Annotated in this window: 19 protein-coding genes; all 19 read right to left on the reverse strand. The window is 70.3% G+C overall.

Annotation, left to right across the window (positions count from 1 at the left end; translation table 11 throughout):
* Positions 1–9: 9 nt before the first annotated feature.
* Positions 10–882 (reverse strand): SGNH/GDSL hydrolase family protein, encoded by an 873-nt coding sequence (locus tag AC5Y6X_RS16845; RefSeq protein ID WP_324681960.1) that lies wholly within the window; start codon positions 880–882, stop codon positions 10–12.
* 56 nt (positions 883–938) lie between these two features.
* Entirely contained in the window at positions 939–1442 is a 504-nt protein-coding gene (locus tag AC5Y6X_RS16850; RefSeq protein WP_499987654.1) for a hypothetical protein, read from the reverse strand.
* A 148-nt stretch (positions 1443–1590) separates the two neighbouring features.
* A complete protein-coding gene (gene embB / locus AC5Y6X_RS16855; protein WP_499987656.1) occupies positions 1591–4806 on the reverse strand; it encodes an arabinosyltransferase EmbB in 3216 nt (1071 codons plus the stop codon).
* Entirely contained in the window at positions 4770–8102 is a 3333-nt protein-coding gene (locus tag AC5Y6X_RS16860; protein ID WP_499987658.1) for an arabinosyltransferase domain-containing protein, read from the reverse strand. The genes embB and AC5Y6X_RS16860 overlap by 37 nt, the downstream gene beginning before the upstream one ends.
* An 87-nt stretch (positions 8103–8189) precedes the next feature.
* Positions 8190–8831: a maleylpyruvate isomerase family mycothiol-dependent enzyme gene (locus AC5Y6X_RS16865; RefSeq protein ID WP_499987660.1), complete on the reverse strand. Its 642-nt coding sequence runs from the start codon at positions 8829–8831 to the stop codon at positions 8190–8192.
* Positions 8828–9316 (reverse strand): SRPBCC family protein, encoded by a 489-nt coding sequence (locus tag AC5Y6X_RS16870; RefSeq protein WP_499987661.1) that lies wholly within the window; start codon positions 9314–9316, stop codon positions 8828–8830. Before AC5Y6X_RS16870 ends, AC5Y6X_RS16865 begins: the two co-directional genes overlap by 4 nt.
* Entirely contained in the window at positions 9313–9636 is a 324-nt protein-coding gene (locus tag AC5Y6X_RS16875; protein WP_499987663.1) for an ArsR/SmtB family transcription factor, read from the reverse strand. Before AC5Y6X_RS16875 ends, AC5Y6X_RS16870 begins: the two co-directional genes overlap by 4 nt.
* Before the next feature lie 43 nt (positions 9637–9679).
* Entirely contained in the window at positions 9680–12949 is a 3270-nt protein-coding gene (locus AC5Y6X_RS16880; protein WP_499987664.1) for an arabinosyltransferase domain-containing protein, read from the reverse strand.
* The gene (locus AC5Y6X_RS16885) at positions 12949–14841 is read right to left on the reverse strand and encodes a galactan 5-O-arabinofuranosyltransferase (RefSeq protein WP_499987666.1); all 1893 of its coding nucleotides are present in this window, start codon (positions 14839–14841) and stop codon (positions 12949–12951) included. Before AC5Y6X_RS16885 ends, AC5Y6X_RS16880 begins: the two co-directional genes overlap by 1 nt.
* 2 nt (positions 14842–14843) lie before the next feature.
* Positions 14844–15608, reverse strand: a complete 765-nt coding sequence (gene dprE2, locus AC5Y6X_RS16890) for a decaprenylphospho-beta-D-erythro-pentofuranosid-2-ulose 2-reductase (protein WP_499987668.1) — start codon at positions 15606–15608, stop codon at positions 14844–14846.
* Positions 15609–15619: 11 nt separating this feature from the next.
* Positions 15620–17011: a decaprenylphosphoryl-beta-D-ribose oxidase gene (gene dprE1, locus AC5Y6X_RS16895; RefSeq protein WP_499987670.1), complete on the reverse strand. Its 1392-nt coding sequence runs from the start codon at positions 17009–17011 to the stop codon at positions 15620–15622.
* A gap of 32 nt (positions 17012–17043) precedes the next feature.
* The gene (locus AC5Y6X_RS16900; RefSeq protein ID WP_499987672.1) at positions 17044–17409 is read right to left on the reverse strand and encodes a GtrA family protein; all 366 of its coding nucleotides are present in this window, start codon (positions 17407–17409) and stop codon (positions 17044–17046) included.
* Positions 17410–17461: 52 nt separating this feature from the next.
* Positions 17462–17950, reverse strand: coding sequence for a GreA/GreB family elongation factor (locus AC5Y6X_RS16905; RefSeq protein WP_499987674.1), 489 nt, complete (start codon positions 17948–17950; stop codon positions 17462–17464).
* Positions 17951–18128: 178 nt separating this feature from the next.
* On the reverse strand, positions 18129–18650 hold the full coding sequence (locus AC5Y6X_RS16910; RefSeq protein WP_499987675.1) for a 6-carboxytetrahydropterin synthase: 522 nt from the start codon (positions 18648–18650) through the stop codon (positions 18129–18131).
* Between the two features lie 71 nt (positions 18651–18721).
* Complete coding sequence (locus tag AC5Y6X_RS16915; RefSeq protein WP_499987677.1) at positions 18722–20203, reverse strand: HNH endonuclease signature motif containing protein; 1482 nt, start codon at positions 20201–20203, stop codon at positions 18722–18724.
* Positions 20204–20252: 49 nt separating this feature from the next.
* A complete protein-coding gene (wzm, locus tag AC5Y6X_RS16920; protein WP_499987678.1) occupies positions 20253–21083 on the reverse strand; it encodes a galactan export ABC transporter permease subunit Wzm/RfbD in 831 nt (276 codons plus the stop codon).
* Positions 21080–21997, reverse strand: a complete 918-nt coding sequence (gene glfT1 / locus AC5Y6X_RS16925) for a galactofuranosyltransferase GlfT1 (RefSeq protein ID WP_499987679.1) — start codon at positions 21995–21997, stop codon at positions 21080–21082. Before glfT1 ends, wzm begins: the two co-directional genes overlap by 4 nt.
* Positions 21994–22797, reverse strand: coding sequence for a galactan export ABC transporter ATP-binding subunit Wzt/RfbE (gene wzt, locus AC5Y6X_RS16930; RefSeq protein ID WP_499987680.1), 804 nt, complete (start codon positions 22795–22797; stop codon positions 21994–21996). Before wzt ends, glfT1 begins: the two co-directional genes overlap by 4 nt.
* A gap of 20 nt (positions 22798–22817) precedes the next feature.
* Complete coding sequence (locus AC5Y6X_RS16935) at positions 22818–23285, reverse strand: bacterial proteasome activator family protein (protein ID WP_420715995.1); 468 nt, start codon at positions 23283–23285, stop codon at positions 22818–22820.
* Between the last annotated feature and the right edge of the window lie 28 nt (positions 23286–23313).

The following is a 23313-nucleotide window of genomic DNA, read 5'->3' on the forward strand; positions in this document are numbered from 1 at the left end:
CGGCCTCCTTCAGCGCCGCGCGCCGGCCGGGCCGATGAACCCGGCGAGCGCGTCGCCCACCGCGGTGGCGCCAAAAGCGGTGGGGTGCAAGGCAACCGCCGGGCTTTGCGCCCCGTATCCCGCGACATAACGGTCGGCCGGCGCGGCGCAGATGTCGTGGCCCTGCCACATCGGCCGGGTGTCGAAGTAGTCGATCCCCTTGTCGGCGGCCAGAAGTCGTTGCCGGTCGTCGAGCTCGTTGATCTTGGACTGCAGGTAGTCCGAGTCGTGCGGCAGCACCGGCTGCCCGGGGAAGCAGCCGCCGGGCCGGATCAACGTCCCGTACCCCACGAAAACGATCCGGGCATTCGGCGCCTCGGCGCGGACCTGGTCGATCAGCATGCTCCACCCGCGCACGTGCCCGTCGATCGCCGCCGAGATCCGGTCGACGGAGCCGACGACGAAGTCCTCGGTGCACGGCGCCGGGTTGGGCGACTTGACCTCGCAGCCCTCCGCGTCGGCGGCCAGCCCCACGTCGTTGGCCCCGACGGTGATCGTGACCAGGTCGGTGCTCGCCCGGACCGCGTCGATCTGGCGCCCGACCGTCCCGTTCTTCGTCTGCTGTTCGCGATCGGTGATGTCCTCGGTGGTCGCGCCGCTACAGGTGACGTCGGTGAACGTGCTCGCCATCAGCCGCCGGGCGAGCACCGCGGGGTAGTCGTTGGTCGACTTGCGGCATCCGGCGGGCGGCGCGGGGTCCGGCACGCCGGGCGCGGCGGCCATGGAGTCGCCCAGCGCGACGTAGTTCAGCCGGCCGGGCGGCGGGCTCGCGGTGGGCGGTCCGGCGCAGGCGACCGCCGCGGCACCGACCAGCGATGCGAGACACAGGCGCGTCGAAACCATGTCCCCCAGTGTTTCATCCCGCGGCGGCCCGCCGTGTCACCGCCGCGGCGCGCGGCCTATACGGGTACGACGTACTCGGAGGTGTAGAACTCGGCCGGGTTCTGCGAGTGCGGGTCGCCGCGCTCGATGATCACCCAGACGCCGGTCGTGCCCGGGCGAATGGTGTCCTGAATGGTCACCGTCCCGTTCCCGGCGCCGTCGGTGTCCATTCCGGTAAAGGCGGTCCCGGGATCCCCGGGCCCACATGTGGCCGACGACGGAAGGGGTTCCTGGATCAGGCCGACGTCGAAATGCATGCCCGGCTGATTGGGGTCATACAGATGCACTTCCGCGATCGCCTTCGACCCGGCCTTGTGGATCACGACGGTGCCGCTGCCGAGCCTGGGGCGCTGCACCGGGGGCCCGGTGGTCACCAGGCTGAAATCGCAGCGCCGGAGATCGCTGGCCAGGCCGACCGTGCCGCCCTCCGCGGCGGCCTTGACCATTTCGAATGTCGCCGCCGGGGAGATCACCACAGTCAGCGTTGCTGCGCATGCACCCAAACGGGTCAGTGTGTGCATCGGGCCACCTTTTGGCGTTGTGTTAGTTCCCTCGCAAGGGAAATAAGTATTGACCCGGGGTGGCCGAAATCAAACCCGAAGCGGTGAATTACCGGGACGTAAATTAATGGTCGCTATTCGACCGGCGCCAAATTGTGCAATGCCCGACTCACGGTTTGATTCGGATCTCGCCGGGCGACCACCAGCCACTGCGGGTCGCGGTGCCCAGGTCCAGTTGCGCGGGCCGGGCGTCTGAAATGGTGTCGAACTTGCGCAGCGAACCCCAGTCGCGGCCCCAGTCGCGCGACAGGTAGGTCGACATCACGTGGGCGCGCAGCAGCAGGTCGGTGATGCCCAGCAGCCCGCCGTTGGTGCCGTCCTCCCAGGTGTCGGTGTCCATCTTCTTGGCCGTGTAGTCCGGGGTGATCCGGAACTTCGGGATCTCGGTGACGCCGTTGGCGTGCAGCATCGGCCGCTGGCAGGGGAAGGCCAGCCCCACCGCCCAGTCCAGCAGCACCGGCTGCGACGAGCCGACGTACTCCTGCAGGGAGCGCAGCTCGGGCACCCGCGGCGGGGTCACCGCGATCCAGTCCTCGGGCGTCAGCGACAGGTCCTCGGCCACCACCCGGACCGCGACGGCGCCGGCGGGCATCTGGGACCGCGCGAAGCGCAGGTTGCGCCACGCCTTCGGCTGCTCGCCGTACAGGTCGTAGGGCACCAGCCGCCCCGCGGGCACCACCTTGCCACCGGGGCCGGGCATGCCGTACTCCAGCACCACCGTCTGCCCGGTGGTGTGCCCGTGCAGCACGCTGTTGCCGGCGATCTTGCCCGCGGTGGTCACCACGACCAGCGGATGCCCGTCGTCGGGCTTGGGCAGCTGGTACCACGCCGACGTCAGCCTGCTCTGCTGTTGCGGACCGGCGGTGTAGCTGCCGGCCAGCGGAACCCGGCCGGGGTCGAGCCCGTACGGCAGCGGCACCGTCGAGCCGTTGACACCCGGCGCGGTCAGCTTGGTCGGCGCGTCCCAGTCGTAGTCCGTGCCGGGCTGGTTGGGCGTCATCCGAATCGCCTCGGCGACAGTGTGTTCCGGCACCCCGTCGGAGCTGAACCCGACCGGGTTGAGCCCGCCCAGCGGCCCCAGCGGGCCGTAATCGCCGGGGAGGGCCGGCATGAAGCCGGCGTTGCTGTCCGGCTCGACGAGCACGTCGTCGGCCAGCCCGCAGCCCCCGGCGAACTCGCGCAGGTTGGCCCAGCCGTTGGAGTAGGTGGGGTACTGGCGCACGATCCCGGCCACCATCGACGCGACGAACACCACCGCCATGAATCCGGCCGCGATCGGGATCGGCGCGGTTGTCACCGCCCGCGCCAGCCGGCCCTCGCCGTGGCTCCTGGCGGCGAAGTGCAGCCAGGCCGCGTACAGTGCGGCGACGGCGAACAGGGCGAAAAAGACTGCGCTTACGCTGATTCCGGCGATCTTCGGCATGGTGCTGTTGAACGGCACGCCGTAGCTGGAGACGTACCACCACCCGTTGGTGGTGGCGAAGCACAGCGCCATCAGGAACAGCAGCGCCGCCAGGAACGCCATCCGGTTGCGCGACCAGCGCAGCACCGACGGCGACACCAGCACGGTGGTCAGCGCGGCCATCGCCGCGCCCACCGCGGCGAACAACCCGAAGTGGTGCACCCACTTGGTCGGGGTGAACATCAGGAAGAACATCGTGGCGAAGATGACACCCATCAGCCGCCACGCCGGCCCGCGGGCCACACCCGGAATTCGCTTGCGCCGCAACATGATGAACACCGCGGTGAACAGGCTCAGCGCGGTGATCAAGAACCCGAACCGCCGCGACAGCGAACCGTCGACCGTCGGCAGGATGAGGTAGTAGTAGCGCAGGTTCTCGGTGTACCAGGCCTGGCTCGGCCCGATCGCGGTGCGAATCCTGGTGGCCTCCAACACCGTTGACAGGGTCTGGTCGGCGAACACCACGGTGAGGATGACGAACCCGGCGGCCAGCATCGGGGCCACCAGCGGCCAGGTGCCCATCACGCGATGGCGGTGCACCAGGATGCGCAGGATCGGACGCCCCCCGGCCACCAGCGCGGCCACCGCGATCAGCCCGGTGGGCTGCACCCCCAGGGTGAACGCGGCCGTCACCACCGCCAGCGCCGCGGGCGTCAGCCGGGACGCGCACATCGACCGCTCGATCAGCACCCAGGTGAGCAGCGACCCGAGCGCGATGATCGGCTCCGGGCGCAGGCCGTTGTTGAACGGCATCCACGCGGTCAGCAGCACCAGGCCCGCCGCCCAGTTCGCGGCCCTGCTGGACGTCACCGCCGGCCCCAGCCGGGGCAGCACCTCACGCGACAGCAGCAGCCAGCACACCAGGCCGGCGATCAGGTCCGGCAACCGCATCCACAGGCTGGCGTCGCTGACGTGGGTCATCAGTGCCAGCAGGTTGTAGTACCAGCCGAACGGGTCCTCCGGGCTGCCGAACCAGCGGAAGTAGTTGGACATGTAGCCGGCGTGGTCGGCGACCCGGGCCATGCCCAGGATGTAGCCGTCGTCCGACGAGTTCGCCCCGATCAGATGCCACAGCAGGAACCCGAATATCACCGTGGCGTCGACCAGGGTGAACTTGCGCCAGCGGGTCGGGATCCAGCGCTGCATCCGCCGGCCGTCCAGCTGGTCCAGCCGCCACAGGGCGACGAGCGCGACGATCGTCGACACGATCGCGGCCACCATCGCGACCAGCTTCAGCGTCGTCGGCGTGGTTGAGAAGCGCGTGTCGATGGTCGCCGACAGCCGCGCCCCGGGCGGGGCGGGGCCGGTCAGATCCGTGAACACCCCGACGATCTGGGGGCGCAGGTTGGGATCGGGGAAGCCGCCGCCCACCGGCTTGCCCGCGGGATCGGTCAGCCCGACGAACGTCGCGAAGGTGCCGGCGCGGGTGGAGGTGACCTCGATGCGCTGACACTGGGGCGACGTGGCCTGATCCCGGGACACGCTGGCGATCACCACGTTTCGGTCGGTGACGTCGACGCGCTTGCCGTTGACGACGACGAACAACGCGTTGAGCGCGGCGTCCTTGCCCTTCTTCGGCGCGGTGCTCAGCACCACCCCGCCCTCGGGCGGCAGGCCGCGCACCATCGAGCACGGCGCGGTGACCGTCACGTCGACCGGGTTCAGCGAAATCAGCGGCGCCGTAACGCTGTTCAGCTGCCCGTTCTGCGGCCAGTTCAGCGTCGCGGTGGTCTGCACGACGGGCAGCAGCGGCGTCGCGACCGACAGCACGAAGCCGAGCAACCCGGCGATCGTCGCCACCCAGCGCGTCACCCGCACGTCGCGGTTCACGGCAGCGCCCTGATCGGTCCCTGCCGGCTCCACCCGGGCACCGTGATCACGCCCTGGTCGACGACGGCGTCCGGCGCCTGCTCGGTCGGCACCAGCGGGTAGTACTGCTCGACCGATCCCCAATCCCGGTACCAGTCACCGCGCAGGTAGGTCGAGATCGTCGACGTGCGCAGCATCGCCTGCAGGAACAGGAACGGGCCGCCGGCCTCGCTGGACTGCCACAGGTTCGACGAGACCGCCGTCTGCTTGCGCTCGGGCAGGATGCGGTAGCGCGGAAGTTCCGCAACGCCAAGGTGTTCGGCGAAGGGCCGCTGGCACGGGAAGTTGGCGGCGGTGGCGATGTCCAGCATCACGGGCGTGTTCGACCCGATCAGCTGCTGCAGGGTTTCCAGCACCGGGACCCGCGGCGGCGTGAAGGCGAACCACTGCTCGGAGCTCAGGTTCGGGTCGTAGGCGACGATGCGCGCCACGTTGGCCTCCGGCGGCGCCCACGCCAGCGGGAACCGCAGGTTGCGCCACGCCGGCTGCGGCCCGAAGTCGATCGGATACACCTCGCCGAGCGCCTGGGTGGTGCCGTCGGGACGGGCCACGCCCCACTGCAGTTTCAGCGACTGCCCGTAGGTGAAGGTGCCGTCCTCCTTGTACGACCAGATCGCGCCGGCGGCGGAGACCACCACCAGCGGCCGGTCGCCGGTGCGCGGCGGCAACTGGTACCACGCCGACGTCGCGGTGGCGGCCAGCGTGTTCTCGCCGTAGCTGCCCATCACCGGGGTGCGTGCCGGGTCCAGGCCGAACGGCAGCGCCGCGTGCGACCCGTTCACCCCGACCGGACCCTTGCCCCCGGCCGTGCCCGCGGAGTCGCTGTAGGCGACGTTGGGCTTGTTGGGCGAGGCGTCGGAGTTGACCACCCCGGGCTTGCTCACCACCGGGTCGGACTGCAGGTCGTTGCCCACGCCCTCGGGCTTGAAGCCGACGGGGTTGGCGCCGCCGAGCGGCCCGCCCGGCCCGAACGACTGCCCCGGAACCGGTTGCAGCAGGCCGACATTGGGGTCGGGCTCGGCCAGCACGTCGTCGGCCATCGCGCAACTGGTCGGCGAAAGGCCCGACGTGATCGCGGCCAGGTTGGCCTTGCCGGTGGTGTACAGCGGGTAGCGGACGACGACGCCCTTGGCCAGCGAGGCGACCTCGCCGACGACCATGATCGTCGCGACCACCAGCAGCGGGGTGGAGGCCAGCACGCGGTTGCGCCGGTTGTCCTTGACCTCGGTGTGCCCGGCGTAGTCCATCCGGAAGTGGTACCAGGCGGCCAGCAACCCGGTCAGGATCGACAGCGTCAGGAACATGGACGTCACCGGGTGACTGGCGATCACCGGCTGGATGTCGAACCACGGCACCCCGTAGTTGCCGACGTAGAACCAGCCGTTGATGCCCGACGTCGCCCACGCCAGCACGAACAGCAGCGCGGTGACGTACAGCGTCAGGTTGCGCCGGCTGTGCAGGCCGATGCGGGTGAAGGTGAACGCGGCGAGCGCGCCCAGGGCGCCGGCCAGGCCCGCGAACGCGCCGAACTGCACGGCCCACTTGGTCGGCGTGAAGTGCAACAGCAGCAGGCCCACCGCGGTGGTGCCGATCAGTCGCCACGCCGGGCCGCTGGCCAGCCCCGGCACCCCGCCGCGCCGCAGCAGCACCACCAGCCCGCCGAACATGCACAGCAGCATCACCAGCACGGCGAACCGCCGCGACATCGACCCGTCGGGGTTGGACTCCACGGTGAGGAAGTAATAGCGCAGGAAGTCCTGGTACCACGCGATCGTCGGCCCGACCTTGTACTTGATGCGGGCCGACTCGGCGACCGTGGCCAGCGTCTGGCTGCGGAACACCACCACGGTGATCAGCGACAACGAGGCGGCCAGCACCAGCAGCGGCGCCAGCAGGCCGTCGGTCGCCCGGCGCCGCCGGATCGTCCGGGCGATGGCCCGGGCGCCGGTCAGCAGCGCGGCGACGGCGATCAACCCCTGCGGCGCCAGCGTCGCGGTCAGCATCGCTACGACGATCGCGACCGCGGCGGGGGCCAGCCGCCCCAGCGCGATGGCGCGCTCGACGAGCATCCAGGTGAGCAGCACGCCCAGCGCGATCAGCGGCTCGGGCCGCAGGCCGTTGTTGAACGGCAGCCACGCGGCCAGGAACACCACGCCCGCGGTGAACACCGCGACCCGGTTGGCCGCCAGGCCGCCCCGCGCGGGGCCCAGCCGTCGCAGCACCCAGTGCCCGATGATCAGCCAGCACGCGATGCCGGCGAGCGTGGCCGGGATGCGCATCCACACGCCGGCGGTGCTCACCGACGCGAATTTCGACAGCACCGAGAGGTACCAGTCGAAGGGCGCGTCCGTCGTCCCGAAGTACCGGTAGTAGTTGGCGACGTAGCCGGCCTTCGGCGCGACGCGGGCGATGGTCAGGTTGTAGCCGTCGTCCGACGAGGTGGCCCCGATGACGTGCCACAGCGCCAGCGTCGCGATCACCCCGGCGTCGGTCAGCCAGGTTGCCCACCCGACGCGCCACCAGGTGGCCCAGTGCTCGTGCGGCCGGTACCGCGACAGCCAGGCGATCGGCGCCCGCCAGTTGACCAGCTTGCCGCCGCGGCTGCGGCGGTCCAGCGCGGCCAGCGCCACGATGGCGGCCAGCACCGCGAGCGCGCCGACGACCATCACCGCCTCCTTCAGGGCGGTCGGCGCGGTGATGAAGCGGGTGTCGATGTCGACGCGGGCCGACAGCCCGGGCTGCGGCGGCACCTTCAGATCCGTGAAGATCCCGCCGACTTGCGGCTTCTTCTCGGACGGCAGCAGGCCCGTCGCGCCGGGAATGCCGACGAAGTCCGCGCCGGTGACGCCGGCGTCCGCCCAGATGTGCAGCACGCTGCAGCCGCCGGCGGCGACCGCCGGGCGCTGCGCCACCGCGGCCACCGTGTCCCGGAACGCCACGACGATCGCGTTCTTGTCGGCGCGCACGAACAGCCCGTTCTTGCCGGCGTCCACGCCGCCGGCCGGCAGCGTGGAGAGCACCAGACCGCCGTCGGGCGGCAGCGTGGCGATCGCCGGGCAGGGGATGGAGATGTCGAGCGCGCGCGGCGCCCCGGACACCAGCGGCGCGGTGACCTGGCTGACGTGCCCGGCGGGGCCTTCAGTGTTGCCCTGCGGCCACAGCACGGTCGCCGTCGTCTGCTTGACCGGCAGCAACGGCACGGTCCCGCACAGCAGCAGGCCCACCAAACCCGCGACGACGGCGACCAACCGCGGGGTCCGCTGCGATCGCTGGCTACCGTCGTGGGGCACGAGGCTCGATCGTAGGGGACGGCGCTGTGGACCCCCGCGACGGACGCGGCCAAGGGCGTGGGGTTATTCGTGGGGTTATTCGGGCGGTTATTCGGGCAGCCGCCGCGCCAGCTTTGCCACGCCGGGGCCGTCGAGGTCGGCCAGGGCCGCCCGGCGGCCCGACATCGCCATGAGCAGGGCCTCGCCGGTGCCGGTCACCTCCGGCCCGCTGCCGTGCGCCCAGTCGACGTCGGTGGCGCGCAGGCGCAGCCCCCGGATCCGCCGCCCGGCGCCGAGCCGGGGGTTGCCGGGCACCAGGCCGAGAACCCGCTTGAGCCGATCGGCCGGGACGGTGCGCGGCCGGCCCAGCGCGCGGCGGATGTCCTGGTGATGGATCGTGCCGTCGACGAGCGCGATCATCCCGCCGAAGCCCGCCGTCAGCCCGCGCGGCTGGAGGTGATCGCGAAGAAACTCCAGCAGCTGATCCGGGCTGCGCGCCGCGAACTCGTCGACGCCCACCTGATTGGCCCGCACGATCCAGCCCTTCGCGAAGCGCCTGAGCAGTCCCAGCGTGCCGAGCTCCTCATAGCTGATCACGTGCGCGACAACGTCTTTGACGCTCCATTCGGAGCAGAGGCTGGGCGCCGCCCAGTCCTGCGGGCTCAGGGTGGCCAGGAAGTCCGCGAGGTCGGCCCGTTCCGCGCGGGCCATGCTCATCAGGGATTCGGCGGGGGCCTCGTTGGCGGTCATCGCCGCACCCCCGCGGCGAACAGGCCGGCGTAACGACCCAGGTACAGCGGCCAGCCGGCGTCGCCGTCGACCCCGTCGGCGACCGACCGCCAGCCCGCACCGTGCCGGTCGAGGTGGCGGTGTTCCAGGTCGACACGGGTGCGCTCGCCGGATTCCGCGGTGAAGCGCACCTCGACCTCGCTCGTCTTCGACTGGTCGGTTTCGAGCTGCCAGGTCGGGCCGATGTCCCAGCTGAACACCAGGCGGTGCGGCGGCTCGTAGACCAGCACGCGCGCCCATCGGCACACGCTGCCGTCGACGCCGCGGTCGTAGATGTGCCCGCCCACGCGGGGCTCGAAGGTCGTCTCGGCGATCGGGACGGAAAGCAGGTTGTGCTCGCGCGGCTTGAAGTCGCCGAACCGCTCGGTGAAGACGGCGAACGCGCGCTCGATCCCGGCGTCGACGATGACGTGATGGCGGATGCTCGGGGTTCGTGGCTGGGTCATGAGGTGTCTCCTTCCCGGTTGAGCGTGGTCGCGTAGTTGGCCAGGGCCTGCGTCCAGAACCGGTCCAGGTCGGCGCGCATCGCCTGGAGGCCGGCCGGGTCGAGCTGGTAGACGCGCCGCGTTCCGGCCGCGCGGTCGCGCACCAGCCCGGCGCACTTGAGCACCTTGAGGTGCTGCGAGACGGCCGGCCGGCTGACCGGCAGCTCGCGGGCCAGTTCGCCGACCGCCGCGGGGCCGTGCGCGAGGCGCTCGACGATCGCCCGTCGCGTGCGATCCGCCAGGGCCAGCCACGCGTCGCCCCCGGATTGGTAAGTGACCACGAACCGTAAGCCTACGCTTACCGATGGGGGCCCGGCAATCCCCTCAGCCCCGGCGCAGCGGCGCCGGGCTCCACAGGCCGCTGCGCGTGGCCGTCCCCAGCTGGAGCCGGGCGGGCTGGGCGTTGGGGTAGTAGGGCGTCAGCCGCTGCAGACTGCCCCAGTCCCGCGGCCAGTCGTCCTTGAGATAACTGGCCACCGTGGTCGCCTTCACCAGCAACTCGGTGACGCCCAGCGGGCCGCCGCCGTTGTTGTCCATGACGGGCGAGTTGGCTTCGGCGCCGAACCGGTCCGGCAGGATCCGCCACTTCGGGGTTTCGTCGACGCCGTTTTGATGGCCGAACGGCCGCTGGCACGGGAACGCCAGGCCCACCAGCCAGTCCAGGAACACCGGGTCGGTCGAGCCCACCACCTGCTGCAGCGTGCGGAGCCGCGGAATCCGCGGCGGCGTGACCGCGATCCAGTGCTGCGGCGCCAGGTCCTCGTCATCGACGGCCAGCCGAATCTGGGTGGCGCCCTGCGGAATCCACGACATCGGCAGCCGCAGGTTGCGCCAGGCCGGCGACGCCCCGACGTCGAAGAATTGGAACGACCCGCCCGGGTGTCCGCTCGCCGCCCCGGCGTCGGTGGCCCACTGCAGCTGCACCTCGCGCGGGTCGAACCGGCCCGCCGCCGACACCACCAGCAGCGGCCCCGGCAGGTCCCGCGGGTCGGGCAGCCGGTACCACGCCGAGCGCAGCCGGGCGGGCACCTGGATGCCGGACTGCCAGCTGCCCAGCACCGGGGTGCGGGCCGGATCCAGGTTGTAGGGCAGCTGGGCGCGGGAGCCGTTGATGCCCGGAGCGGCGCTGGTGCCGCCCTCGGTGCCGGCCTGGTTGCTGGTGCCCTTCTCTTCGTCGGTGACGAAGCTGCGGTCGCCGGGACGTTCCATCACCGGGTCGGCGCGGACGTCGGCGGGAATTCCGTTGGGCGTGAACGCTTCCGACAGGCCGGCCCCCAGGGCGTCGGCAGCCGGGGCCGTCACCGGCGGCAGCATCCCGGCGTTGGGATCCGGCTCCACCAGGACGTCCTCGGCCAGCCCGCAGGACGTGCCGGTCAGCGCCTCGAGGTTGGACCGGCCCACCGACCACGCCGGATACTGCTCGGTCATCGCCAGGGTCAGCGACGCCACCTCGAAGATCACCAGCGCCCACGCCGCAATCGCCAACGGGGACTGGACGATTGCGGCCACCCGGGTTTCGGGCGGCCGTTGGGAGCCCGCCGAGTCCGGGGCGATGAAGTGGAACCAGGCCGCCAGCAGCAGCACCAGAACCGTCAGCCCGAGCAGCGCGGTGGCGAACGCGTAATGCCATTGCGGGAACGAATTCGACCATGGCACACCGAAATTGGACACGTACCACCAGCCGTTGACGCTGGCGAACGACAACGCCGCCAGGAACAGCACCACGGCGGCGAACACGGTGCGGTTGCGCCGCGAACGCATCGCGGCGGACGTCACCGCGACCGCGGCCAGCGCACCCAGCGACCCGGCCAGCCCGGCGAACACCCCGAAGTGGTGTGTCCACTTGGTGGGGGTGAACATGATCGCCACGAACGAGATGATGGTGATGCCGACGATGCGGCGGCTCGGTCCGGCCGCGGTGCCCGGAATCCGCCCCTTGCGCAACGACATTGCCACCGTGATGCCGAGCGCGAGGACCAGCGCCAGCACCGCGAAGCGGCGGGCGACCGACCCGTCGGGGCTGGCCATGAACAGCCGCTCGTAGCGGATGTGCTCGTCGAACCAGCTCAGGCTGGGCCCCAGCGCCCGCTTCAGCGCGGTGGCCTGCATCTCGCCGGCCAGGGTCTGATCGCGGAAGATCAGGATCGCGGTGACGGTGACGGCGGCCGCGATGGGCGCCAGCAGCGGCAGCGCCCCGAACCGCTTGGAGCGGCGGTGCACGATCGTGCGCAACGGCCCGATTGCCACCAGCAGGGCGCCGATGGACGCGATGCCGGTCGGCCCGGAGAACAGCGTCAGGGCGCCGATGATGCATGCGATCGCCACCGGCAGCAGCCGGTTGGTGGCCACCGCCCGCTCCACCGAGCACCAGGTGAGCAGGATTCCCAGGGCGATGATCGGCTCGGGCCGCAGGCCGTTGTCGAGCGGCAGCCAGGTCGCCAGGAACATGCCCGCCGCGGTCCACGCCGCGGCCCGGCTGCGCTTGACGGCGTGGCCCAGGCGGGGGATGACCTCGCGGCTGATCACCCACCAGCACGTCAGCGCCATGGCCAGGGTCGGCAGCCGCATCCAGACGCTGGTGGTGCTGACGTGGGCCCACAGCGCCAGCAGGTCGTAGTACCAGCCGAACGGCGCCTCCGGGGTGCCCAGCCACCGGTAGTAGTTGGCCATGTACCCGGCGTGCTCGGAAACCCGGGCCATGGTCAGGATGTAGCCGTCGTCGGAGGTGTTGGCGCCGACGAAATGCCACCACGTCAGCACGGCGATGACCAGGGCGTCCAGGCCGCCGATCGACCACCAGCGCGGCGGCAGGAAGCGCCGGTGCCGGGTGCCGTCGGCGCTGTCCAGGACGTACAGCGCGATCAGGGCGGCGACCGTCAGCGCCACCCCGAGGACCATCGCGGCCAGCTTCAGCGGCGTCGGGCTGCTGCTGTAGCGGGTGTCGACCGTCGCCGAGAAGCTCAGGCCCGGGGGCGTGGGCCCGGCCAGGTCGGTGAAGACGCCGACGATCTGCGGCCGGAAGTCGTACCCGCTCTTCTCACCGCGCAGCGGCGAGCCGGGATGCTCGGCGTTGGGCCCCTGCTTGAGCCCGACGAACTCCGCGGTGACCCGCTCGGCGTGCGCGGTGAAGGTCAGCCGCTGGCAGGCCGGGCTCAGCACCTGACTGAGCGGGGCGGTGACGACCGGCACGTTGCGCACCACGAGCACCAGCTCGTCGTTGGCGCGCTGGATGAGCAGCCCGCGGTCGACGGCCTTCGGGGCCTGCTTGGGAACCGTCGACAGCAGCACCGTCTTGCCGGTGTTCTGCGGTCCGGCCAGCCCGGCGGCGGCGGCGCAGGGCACGCTGACGTTCAGCTCGGTGGCCACATAGCCGATCAGCGGCGCGTCGACGCTCTCGAACGTGCCGTTCTGCGGCCAGTTCAGCTGGGCGGTGGTCTGGTTGACCGGCAGCACCGGGGTGGCGATCGCCAGCAGCGCCCCGAGCAGGCCGGCGACGACGGCAACGGCGCGAGCGATCCGGTGGTTCGCTCCCGTGTCGCTCACGGGGGTTGATCGTAGTTCTTCGGCCGAGGCGGGTGAGGTCTCGGTGGCCATCAGCCGCCCGTCGCCGGTCGGGTCCCCGGCCCGCGGATGGCCAGCACAAACGGGCCGATGGTCTGCACCACGAACCGCGGGTCGTCGAACAGGGCGGCCCGCAGGTCGACGGTGTAGCGGCGAACGTTGGGCTGGTTGGGGTAGACGTCCTCGGCCAGCCGCAGCGTGTAGTTGCCGTTCGCCCCGCGGCGCATGAGGAACACCGTCGGCGGCGGCCACGGCGAGGTGTCCAGGGCGTGGACGAAGTCGTCGGCGGTCTTGAGCGTGGACCACTTGTTGATCTGCGCGGCCCGCAGGTCGAACTGCGCCAGCGGGTTGGCGTAGTGCGACGTCAGCCCCTGAAAGCCCCAGTAGGGGTAGTAGGACAGGAAGCTGTAGTCGGCGGTCATCACCACGGTCTGATCGCGCGGCCTGCCGGTGACGCGCAGGATCGCGGCGTCGATCTCGGCGTAGAACTTCTCCGAGCTGGGCGGCCGGCGGTCGCCGCGCTGGCCGTGGCCGTCGGTGTCGGTGTAGGCGATGGTCAGGTCCGGCCGCAGCACGTCGGGGATGTCCTGGCTGAAGGCGATCGCCGCGGCCAGTCCGATCGCGCCGGCAACCGGGACGGCGGTGCGACTTCGCCCGGCCAGCCACTGCGCGCCCTCGACGACGCCGAACGCCCCGGCCGCGACGAGCAGCACGGTCAGCGTCGGTTGCAGCCGGAACGACAGCAGCGTGGTGCGCGCCAGCGTGGTCAGCATCGACAACAGCGACCACAGGTAGACGGCCAGCACGCCGATGGCCAGGGCCCCGGCCCGCACCGACGAGCGGGCGCGCACCACCAGCCACACGGTGCCCATCATGCAGACGGTGCCCAGCAGCGAGAACTGCAGCATCGGGAAGGTCAGCTCCGCGCCGTCGGCGGGCAGGTAGTGCTGGGCGCTGCCGGAGTTGCTGACCGGGCTGCTCGCCGCCCGCAACGCGAACGGCAGCCAGGTCGTGGCCCCGATGGCCGCCGCGATGACGGCGATCAGCCCCAACCGGCGCAGCGGGTCGAGCGCGGCCCCGAATCCCGCGCGCCACCACCGCGACCCGGCCAGCAGCAGGGCCATCAGCGTCATCGTGAACGCGGTGAAGGCCAGCAGCAGCAGGTACCAGGTCGCCGTCCAGCCGAGGAACAGCCCGGCGCCGACCACCGCCGCCCAGCCCCCGCGCCGCTCGCCGGCGCGCAAGCCCGACCACGTCAGCACCAGCACCGGCGGCAGCAGCACCGTGATCATCGCGGCGTACGGCTCCGGCGAGCTGTAGGCCAGCGTCACCGCCGCGGTCGCGGCGGTGACGATCAGCGCGTACTCGAACCGGATCATCCGCCACCACAGCACCAGCGCGACCGCGACCGCGATGGTGATCGACGTGATGGCCCACGGCTGGTAGATCTCCCAGGCCGGCGTCGCGGTCAGGGCCGCCGCGCGCCCGCCGATCCAGAACCACCCCGGCGGGTAGAACGGCGGCAGCCCGACGTAGGTCATGTCGTGCAGGGCGGGGCTGTCGGCGAGCCGGGTCAGGTATTCGGTGCGGAACTGCTGGTCGACGGAGATGCCGAACAGGTAGAGCTTGGTCGCGCCCAGCGGCATGCCCAGCGTCACTACCGAGAACGCGGACACGAAGACCAGCCCGCCCAGCCGGGCCAGCAGCCGCGGGTAGCGGCCGCCGCGCCGCCACAGCCAGCCGACGGCGAGCAGCCCGGCCAGGCAGCCGACCTGCCCGACGGTCGTCAGCGCGTGCAGCTGGTTGGACGACGGGAAGGCGGGCCACTGGACGCCGGCGATCGCGATCAGCGACACCACCGCGACGGCGACGGCGACCACCGCCGCCACGACCACCTGGCCGAGGCCGGCCAGCGCATTGCGCATGGTCAGATTGGCAGCTTGCGGAAGATGCTCCGCGGGATGTGTCGCAACACCATCATCACGTACCGGAACGCTGCTGGCGCCCAAACCAATTCCTTACCTTTTGCGGCCGCGGTCACCGCGAGGTTGGCGACGTACTCCTTGTCGACGGTCAACGGGGCTTCCTTGATGTGCGCACTCATCCGGGTCCGCACCTGGCCGGGCCGGATCACCAGCACGCGAACCCCGTACTCGCGCAACGCCTCCGACAGACCGAGGTAGAAGCCGTCCAGGCCCGCCTTGGTGGAGCCGTAGACGAAGTTGGACCGCCGCACCCGCTCGCCGGCCACGGTGCTCATCGCGATGATCTGGCCGAAGCCCTGGGCACGCATCTTCTCGCCCAGCAGCACACCCACCGAAACCGCTGCGGTGTAGTTGATTTCGGCGATCTGCACCGCCTTGCGCTGGTTTTGCCACAGCTCTTCGGCGTCCCCGAGCAAACCGAACGCGACGATGGCCACGTCGACGTCGCCTCCGGCGAACGCCTGCTCGATCATCTTCGGGTGGCTGTCGGTGTCGGTGGCCTCGAAGTCGATCAGCTCCACCGATCGCGCGCCAGCCGCCTTCATCTGCGCCACCGCGTCGTCGCGGCCCGGGTCGTCGGGCATCGCGGCCAGCACGATGCGCGCGTGCGCGTTCTGCAGGTAGCGCTCGCAGATGGCCAGCCCGATCTCGGACGTGCCGCCGAGCAGCAGGATGGTCTGCGGGTTTCCCACCGCGTCTAAAACCATTGGCGCACCATCTAGAGCAGCTCCAAACGTCGGGCCATGTCGGAGGCGAACACCCGCAGCGGGTCGGCCTTGCGGCGCACCGCGATCCACTCGTCGATGCGCGGATACATGGCGTGAAAGGTGTCGGCGGTGGTGCGGGAGTCCTTGGCGGTGTACACCCGCCCGCCGAACTCGAGCACCCGGCGGTCGAGTTCGTTGAGGAACTCGTTGACCCCGGGCTTGTTGGGGAAGTCCATCGCGACGTTCCAGCCGGCCATCGGGAAGCTCAGCGGCGCGCGGTTGCCCGGGCCGAAGAGCTTGAACACGTTCAGCGCCGAGTAGTGGCCGCGGGTCTGGATCCAGCGGATGATGGCCTTGAACTCGTCCATCGCGTCCGGCGGGACCAGGAACTGGTGCTGCGCGAAACCCCTTGGGCCATAAGCGTTGTTCCAGCCGCTGACCAAATCCAGCATGTGGTAGAACTGCGACAGGTTCATGACCTTGCCGGTGTAGGTGCCGCCCAGCCGGTAGTAGACCTCGCCGATCGCCATGAACGACAGCTTGTTCATGGCGCTGACAGGAAACACGTCCGGCACCGACAACAGTTGCGGCGCATCGAATTTCAGCGGGTTCTTGGCGAGCTTTGCCGGCAGCTGATCCAGCGTCGCCAGGCTGCCCCGGCTGACCGCGGCCCGGCCGAGCTTCGGTGGTGGGCTGATCAGGTCGAACCAGGCGCTGGAGTAGGTGTATCTGCTTTCGCTGCCGTCGAGGTGGACGGCGACGGTCTCGTCGAGGTCCTTGGTGGCGACGCCGTCGGCGATGAAGTACGCCGTCTCCGTCGGCGTCATGGCGATGGTGGCGCGCAGCACGATCCCGGTCAGGCCGTTGCCCCCGATGGTGGCCCAGAACAGCTCGGCGTCCGAGGCGCCCGGCCCGTCGGGGGTGATCGTGCGGACGGTGCCGTCGGCCATGAGCAGGTCCATCGACCGCACGTGGTTGCCGAAGCTGCCCGCGCTGTGATGGTTCTTGCCGTGGATGTCGCAGGCGATGGCGCCGCCGACGGTCACCTGGCGGGTTCCCGGCAGCACCGGGACCCACAGCCCGAACGGCAGCGCCGCCCTCATCAGCTGGTCCAGGCTGACGCCGGCGTCGACGTCGACCAGCCGGGTGTCGGCGCTGATGGAGTGGATGGCGTTCAGCGCGGTCATGTCGATGACCAGCCCGCCGCCGTTCTGCGCGTTGTCGCCGTAGGAGCGGCCCAGCCCGCGCGCGATCACCCCCCGCCCGCCCGCGTCCGCGGCCCGCGCCACCGCCTTGGCGATCACCTCGGGATCGCGCGTCTGCAGCACCCGCGCCACCGACGGGGCGGTGCGGCCGAAGCCCGTCAGCCGGCGGGTGGTGGTGGGAAAGTCCGCGCTCAACATCGTCAAAGAGGGTACCGCTTGGCCGGCGCGGCTCAGCGGATGCGGAAGATTACCGCCCGCTGGACGACGAAGTTGATCACCGTCGCGGTGCCCTGCGCGATCACGAACGCGACCGGTATCGCCCAGTCTCGGTAATGCAGCAGGGCAAGGCACAGGTGGTTGAGCCCCACCTGCACGGCGAAGGTGATGCCGTAGAGAACCATGACCGCGACGAACCGCGCGGTGCTCGGCGCCGCCTGGAACGTCCATCGGCGGTTGATCAGGTAGGCGGTGATGGTGCCGACGACGAAGCTGGTGGCCTTGGACAGGTCCACCTGGACGTGCGCGACCTTGTAGAGCACGAGGTAGAGGCTGAAGTCGACGACTCCCGCCAGCCCGCCGGTGACGACGAAACGCATCACCTGCGTCGTCAGACTCAGGTGTCGCGGCGCGGCTGCAGGCATCGGTGAGCTAGCGGGGCAGCTTCACCGCGATCAGCTCGACCTGGTTTTCCCCCTGCGGGGTCGAGTAGGTCACCGTGTCGCCCGGCTTGTGTCCCGCCAGGGCCTGGCCCAGCGGGCTGCGGGCGGTCAGCGTCTCGCCCTCACGGCCGGCGGGAGTCTCCTCGACGATGGAGATCACCTGCATCGTGACGACTTCACCGTCGGGGAAGCGCAGCGTCACCTCGGTGCCGCCGGGCAGGGTTTCGGTCTCGCCGGAGTGCTGGGACTGTGCGGGCCCGGTGCGCAGCCGCCGGTCCAGTTCGTTGATCCGGTCGGCCAGGACGACCAGTTCGTCGGCGCGCTGTATCGCCTCGGCCGCGTCTCCGTGATCGCCGACCATGCCGCGGTCGTTCTTGACCTCGACCTCCAGGCGATCGCGGCGCTGCCGCAGCCGGGCCAGCTCCGCGGCGAGGTTCTCCCGCGCGGCGTCGGCCACTGATTGGGCTTCCTTGCTCACGTCCGCCCGCCTTTCGCCCGGTCGTCCCGGGTGCCGTTTGCCGATCACTCACGCGCCGTGAATCCGATTCGTGGCGTATCAGTGTTACACCACCAAGCGGCCGCCCGTCACCGGTATCAGGCAAGCGCTTTATCTAGTTGTACACGCGCATACCGTTTCGCGCCGTCACCGCGGGCCGTCACACCGGGCCCGCGGTCAGCGTGACCACGTGGTTGCGGCTCTCACGCGCCTTGATCCGCGATACCCAGACCCGACCCGCGGTCGCCAGCCCGACGATCTGCTCGGCGGTGTCGAACACCCAGGCCGCCGAACCCTCCATCCCGGTGTTGTCCATGATGCGCAGGTCGATGACGCCCCGCTCGGCCAGCAGCTCGAACAGGTCGCGCTGCGGGTCGTCCGCGGCGATCAACGTGGTGTGGTCGAACTGGCGCCGCAGCGCCGCGTCGATCTCCCCGACGGTGCCCGAGTCCACCACCACGCCGGTGCCGGGTTCGGTTTCCGCGCAAGCGAATTCGACCTCGAACGTCCGCTCGTACCCGTGCAGGAAGAAGCGCTTCCCCTGGTTCGCCCACGACCGGCGACAGCAGGGGAGGTTGCCGAACGTCTTGCGCATGTGGACCCGCGCCGTGCGGCCGACCGGTGCGTCGGCACGAAGCATGACGGCGACGTGCTCGTTGTCGGCCGATACTGTGCTGCTCATCGGGTTAGGGTCCGGTGCCGGCCTACTCGGATCCTCAAAGGATCCTTGACGGATCCTCAAGGGCGTGCGCGTCAGAAGGGCGGCGGGTCGGGGTCCGATGGCGGGTGTTGGATGCCTTGGGCGGCAACGACGGCGGCCCGGCGGGCTTGACGGTCTCGGCGGTTTTGGTTGCGTTCGGTGGCGATGCGGTAGGCGCGGTCCTGGGCGCGGGTGCGGCGGCGTTTGGGCATCATCGCGGTGCGCTCGGCGCAGTAATCGGGCGCCGGGTCGGCCTCGACGGCGGCGAACCCGCCGACCGCGCGGCACAAACTGGGGAACAGCAGCGCGCTGCCCGGCGTGGTGACATAGGTGTGCCCCGTCGGTGAGGTCAGGATCAGCGTGCCGTCGGGCAGTTGCTGTTCGGCCCAGCCCAGGAAGGTCTTCACCAAATGATGTGTGCGGCAATAACATTTGAGGTTGCTCGCATGCGTGGGCCCGCCCTGGCTGTAGGGGATGGTGTGGTCGAGATCGCACCCGGCGGCCGGGGCATCACAACCGGGCCAGCGACACGTCAAATCCCGGCACCGCACAAAATCGGCCAACGCGGTCGATGGCACATAACCCGGTTCCGGGGGCGCGTCGCCCGGATGAACCAGCGGCACCAGCCTGGCCGACTTGGCCAACTCGGCCACCAGTTCCGGGGGGATGAGCCCATCGGCGCTAAGTTCGGAGCCCGGGGCCGTGCCGGTGCCGTCGAGGGTGGCTTGCTCGGCGATCACATGAATGGCCACCGCGCTGGCCGCGGGCCGCGCCCCGGCCGCACAATCAGCGCGCCCGCACCGACAGCCCAGCCGGTCGGCGCCGGCGGCCAGCGCGCCCAGCGCATCGGCGCGGCGCTGCTCACGGGCACGCGGATCATGCTCACACACCGTGGCCGCCAACGCATCCAGCCGCTGATCCAGCGCGTGCGCGTCCGGGGCGAACAGGGTGCCGCTGATCTCGGCGAGCCCGCTGTGGACCCGATCACCAACCCAGACCCCGCGATCACGCTGGACCTCTCGGCGCCGGCGCACCGCATCGGCATCGGCGCCGGCCACGACCCGATCCACCTGGGCGGCCAGCCGACCCTGCGTCATCGACGGCCAGCGCACCACATTGGCCGCCAGGGTGGCATCCACCGCCGCGAGCACCGCCTCATCGGTGATCAGATCGGTGCGATACACCAACATCTGAAACATCCGATAGTCGATCTCGCCCGCCCGAAACACCTCGGCCACCCTCGGGAGACGCGCGCGCATGGCCAGCGCGTAACGCAAGTAGCTGCCCGCCATGGCCAGGCTGACCCGAAACGCCGCGGCCACCTCGGCGCCCACCGCCGCCCAGGTATCCACCGCCCAATCGGCCGCCTCGCCGCGCTGGGCCCGCCGCAGCTCGAACAACTCGCCAATGGCATCCAACCGATCCGCGGCCGACCGCGCCTCGCAACGCCACGACGCGCACATCCGGTCCACCAGCGCACGCGACCGCTCGGTGCGCGGGGGATCCCCGTGCTCGTGAAGCCGAGTATCGAACATGTGTTCGAAGCTACACCAACCCTCCGACAAGGGCTAAAGCCCAGGTCAGCTACACCCAGTAGGGCACCCGGGCGCGGTATTGCCGCATCGCGAAGGCCGCCAGCAGCCAGCCGACGGCGGTCAGCACCAGCACCACCACCCAGTGCCGCAGCTCCTGGTGGGAACCCAGCAACGGCGAACGAACGATGTCGAGGTAGTGCAGCAGCGGGTTGAGTTCGACGATGCTCGCCCAGCGGCCGGCGCCCTGCTGCCGCAGCGTGTCGTCGTTCCAGATGATCGGCGTCATGAAGAACAGCAACTGCACGATGGAGAACAGCAGCGGACCGATGTCGCGGTAGCGGGTCGCCAGGATGCCGAAGCACAGGGCCACCCAGATGGCGTTGACCACGATCAGCCCCAGCGCCGGGAGCACCGACAGGTCGGCCCACGACCACGGCTTGGGGTAGATGATCGCGACGACGACATAGATGACGATGTTGTGCGCGAACAGGATCATCTGCCGCCACACCAGCCGGTAGACGTGCACGCTCAACGGCGTCGGCAGCTGTTTGATCAGGCCCTCGTTGGCGACGAAGACGTCGGCGCCCTCCAGGATTGCGGCGTTGATCAGGTTCCAGATGATCAACCCGAGCGTGACGTAGGGCAGGTGCACGGCGAGGTCGAGGTGAAACAGCTTGGAATACAGCCCACCCATCGCGACGGCGGTGGTGCCGGTCGCGATTGTGATCCAGAACGGTCCCAGCACCGAGCGGCGGTAGCGCTGCTTGATGTCCTGCCAACCCAGGTGCAGCCACAGCTCGTGACGGCGAAACCCGTCGACCAGGTCGGCCCGGGCGCGGCTGAACGTCCGGGACTGAGCCGCGGCGTCGAGGAAACTCATGACGACCCTCCCGGCTTGCCGAATCGCTCGCGACGCCCCAAGCGGCGCAACCGAACCCATTCCAGCAGACCTTTGGGGTCGCGGCGGCTCACCAGGAAGAACCAGCCGAACCGGAGCCACTCCTGGGCCAGCAGCCTGCGCAGGCCGGGCTGCGACAGCAGGTAGCCGCGGTTGCGGTAGGTGAAGAACCGCTTGGCGGGGTCGTCGGGATACTGCGTGTGCATCCGGCCGCCCAGGATCGGCCGGAACTCCTCGGACCCGCACGGGTGCAGGTATACGGCCTCCAGGCAGGTTCCGAACGGCAGGCCGGACCGCACCAGCCGGCGGTGCAGCTCCACCTCGTCGCCGCGAATGAACAGCCGCAGGTCCGGGACGCCGATCGCTTCCAGGGTGGACGCCCTAAACAGTGCCCCGTTGAACAGCGACGCGATGCCGGGCAGCAGGTCCTGCCCCGCCTCGGTGCGCAATTCGCTTGTGTACCTGCGCCATACCAGGCCGCGCCGCAACGGGAAGGCCAGCCGCCGCGGGTCGTCGGCGTTGCACACCATCGGCGACACCTCGGCCAGGCCGTGCTTCGCAGCGCACAAAAGCAGGGTGGCCAGCACGCGGGAGTCCTGCGGGCGCCCGTCGTCGTCGGCCAGCCACACCCAGTCGGCGCCCTGCGCCAGCGCATGCAACATGCCGAGCGCGAAACCGCCTGCGCCGCCAAGGTTTCGGCGCGAACCCAGATACGTCGACGAAATCGGTTGGGCGGCAACCAAATCACGGACCCGGCCGTTCGGGCAGGAACCGTCGTTGTCGACCACGATGAGGTGATCGGGCAACCGGGTCTGCGTGCTCAGCGCGTCGAGCGACTTGGCCAGTTCGTCGGGTCGCCGGTGGGTCACCACCACCGCGAAGACGGACTCGCTCATGACTGCCCGGTGGTCTCGGCCAGCACCTCGCGAACGTGGCGCGCGGCGTCCTCGCCCTCGTAGGCGCGCACCACCTCCTCGATGCCGCCCGTCTGCCGGATGACGCCGTGGTCGATCCACATCGCGGTCTTGCACAGCCGCGCGAGGAATTCGCTGGAATGGCTGGCGAACACCAGGATTCCGGAGCGTTCCACCAGGCCCTGCAGCCGCGACTGGGCCTTCTTCAGGAAGTCGGCGTCGATGGCGCCGATGCCCTCGTCGAGCAGCAGGATCTCCGGGTCGATGCTGGTGACCACGCCCATCGCCAGCCGCACCCGCATCCCGGTGGAATACGTGCGCAGCGGCATCGACAGGTAATCGCCGAGTTCGGTGAACTCGGCGATCTCGTCCACCTTGCTCAGCATGTACTTTCGGGTCTGCCCGAGGAACAGGCCGCGGATGATGATGTTCTCGTAGCCGGAGATCTCGGGGTCCATGCCGACGCCGAGGTCGAACACCGGCGCCACCCGTCCGGTGACCCGCGCCCACCCGCGGGTCGGTTCGTAGATGCCCGAAAGTAGGCGCAGCAGAGTCGATTTCCCCGCCCCGTTGTGACCTACCAGGCCGACCCGGTCGCCCAGCTCGAGCGACATGGTGATGTCCCGCAACGCCTCGACGACGACGACGTTGGAGTTGTTGCGCCCGATGGTGCCGCCCGCCTTGCCCAGGAACGCTTTCTTCAGGGACCGCGACTTGGCGTCGAAGATGGGGAATTCCACCCACGCGCTCTGCGTCTCGATGCGAGGACCCGAACCCGCCACCGTCGGCTACTTACGTCTGCCTACAGGTACTGCCCGTGTCCGGACCCGCCCTGGCCGGAGCGGTGGATGCCCGGCGGCAGCGCTCCCTGGCGCATCTGCTCCAGCTGCGCGCGGGCGGCCATCTGCTGGGCGAACAGTGCGGTCTGGATGCCGTGGAACAGCCCCTCCAGCCAGCCGACCAGTTGTGCTTGGGCGATGCGCAATTCGGCGTCCGACGGCGTGGCGCTCTCGTTGAACGGAAGCGTGAGCCGGTCGAGTTCCTCGCGCAGTTCGGGCGCCAGGCCGTCTTCGAGCTCGCGGATGCTGGTGGCGTGGATCTCGCGCAGCCGGTTGCGGCTGGCCTCGTCGAGCGGTGCCGCGCGCACCTCCTCGAGCAGTTGCTTGATCATGGTGCCGATCCGCATCACCTTGGCCGGCTGCTCGACCAGGTCGGTCAGGGAGCGCCCGTCGGAGTCTTCGTCGTCGTCCGCCCCCTCGTGCATCGCCATGATCCGCGGGTCGACGCCGCCGATGATC

This window comes from Mycobacterium sp. NGS26, from assembly GCF_059813025.1.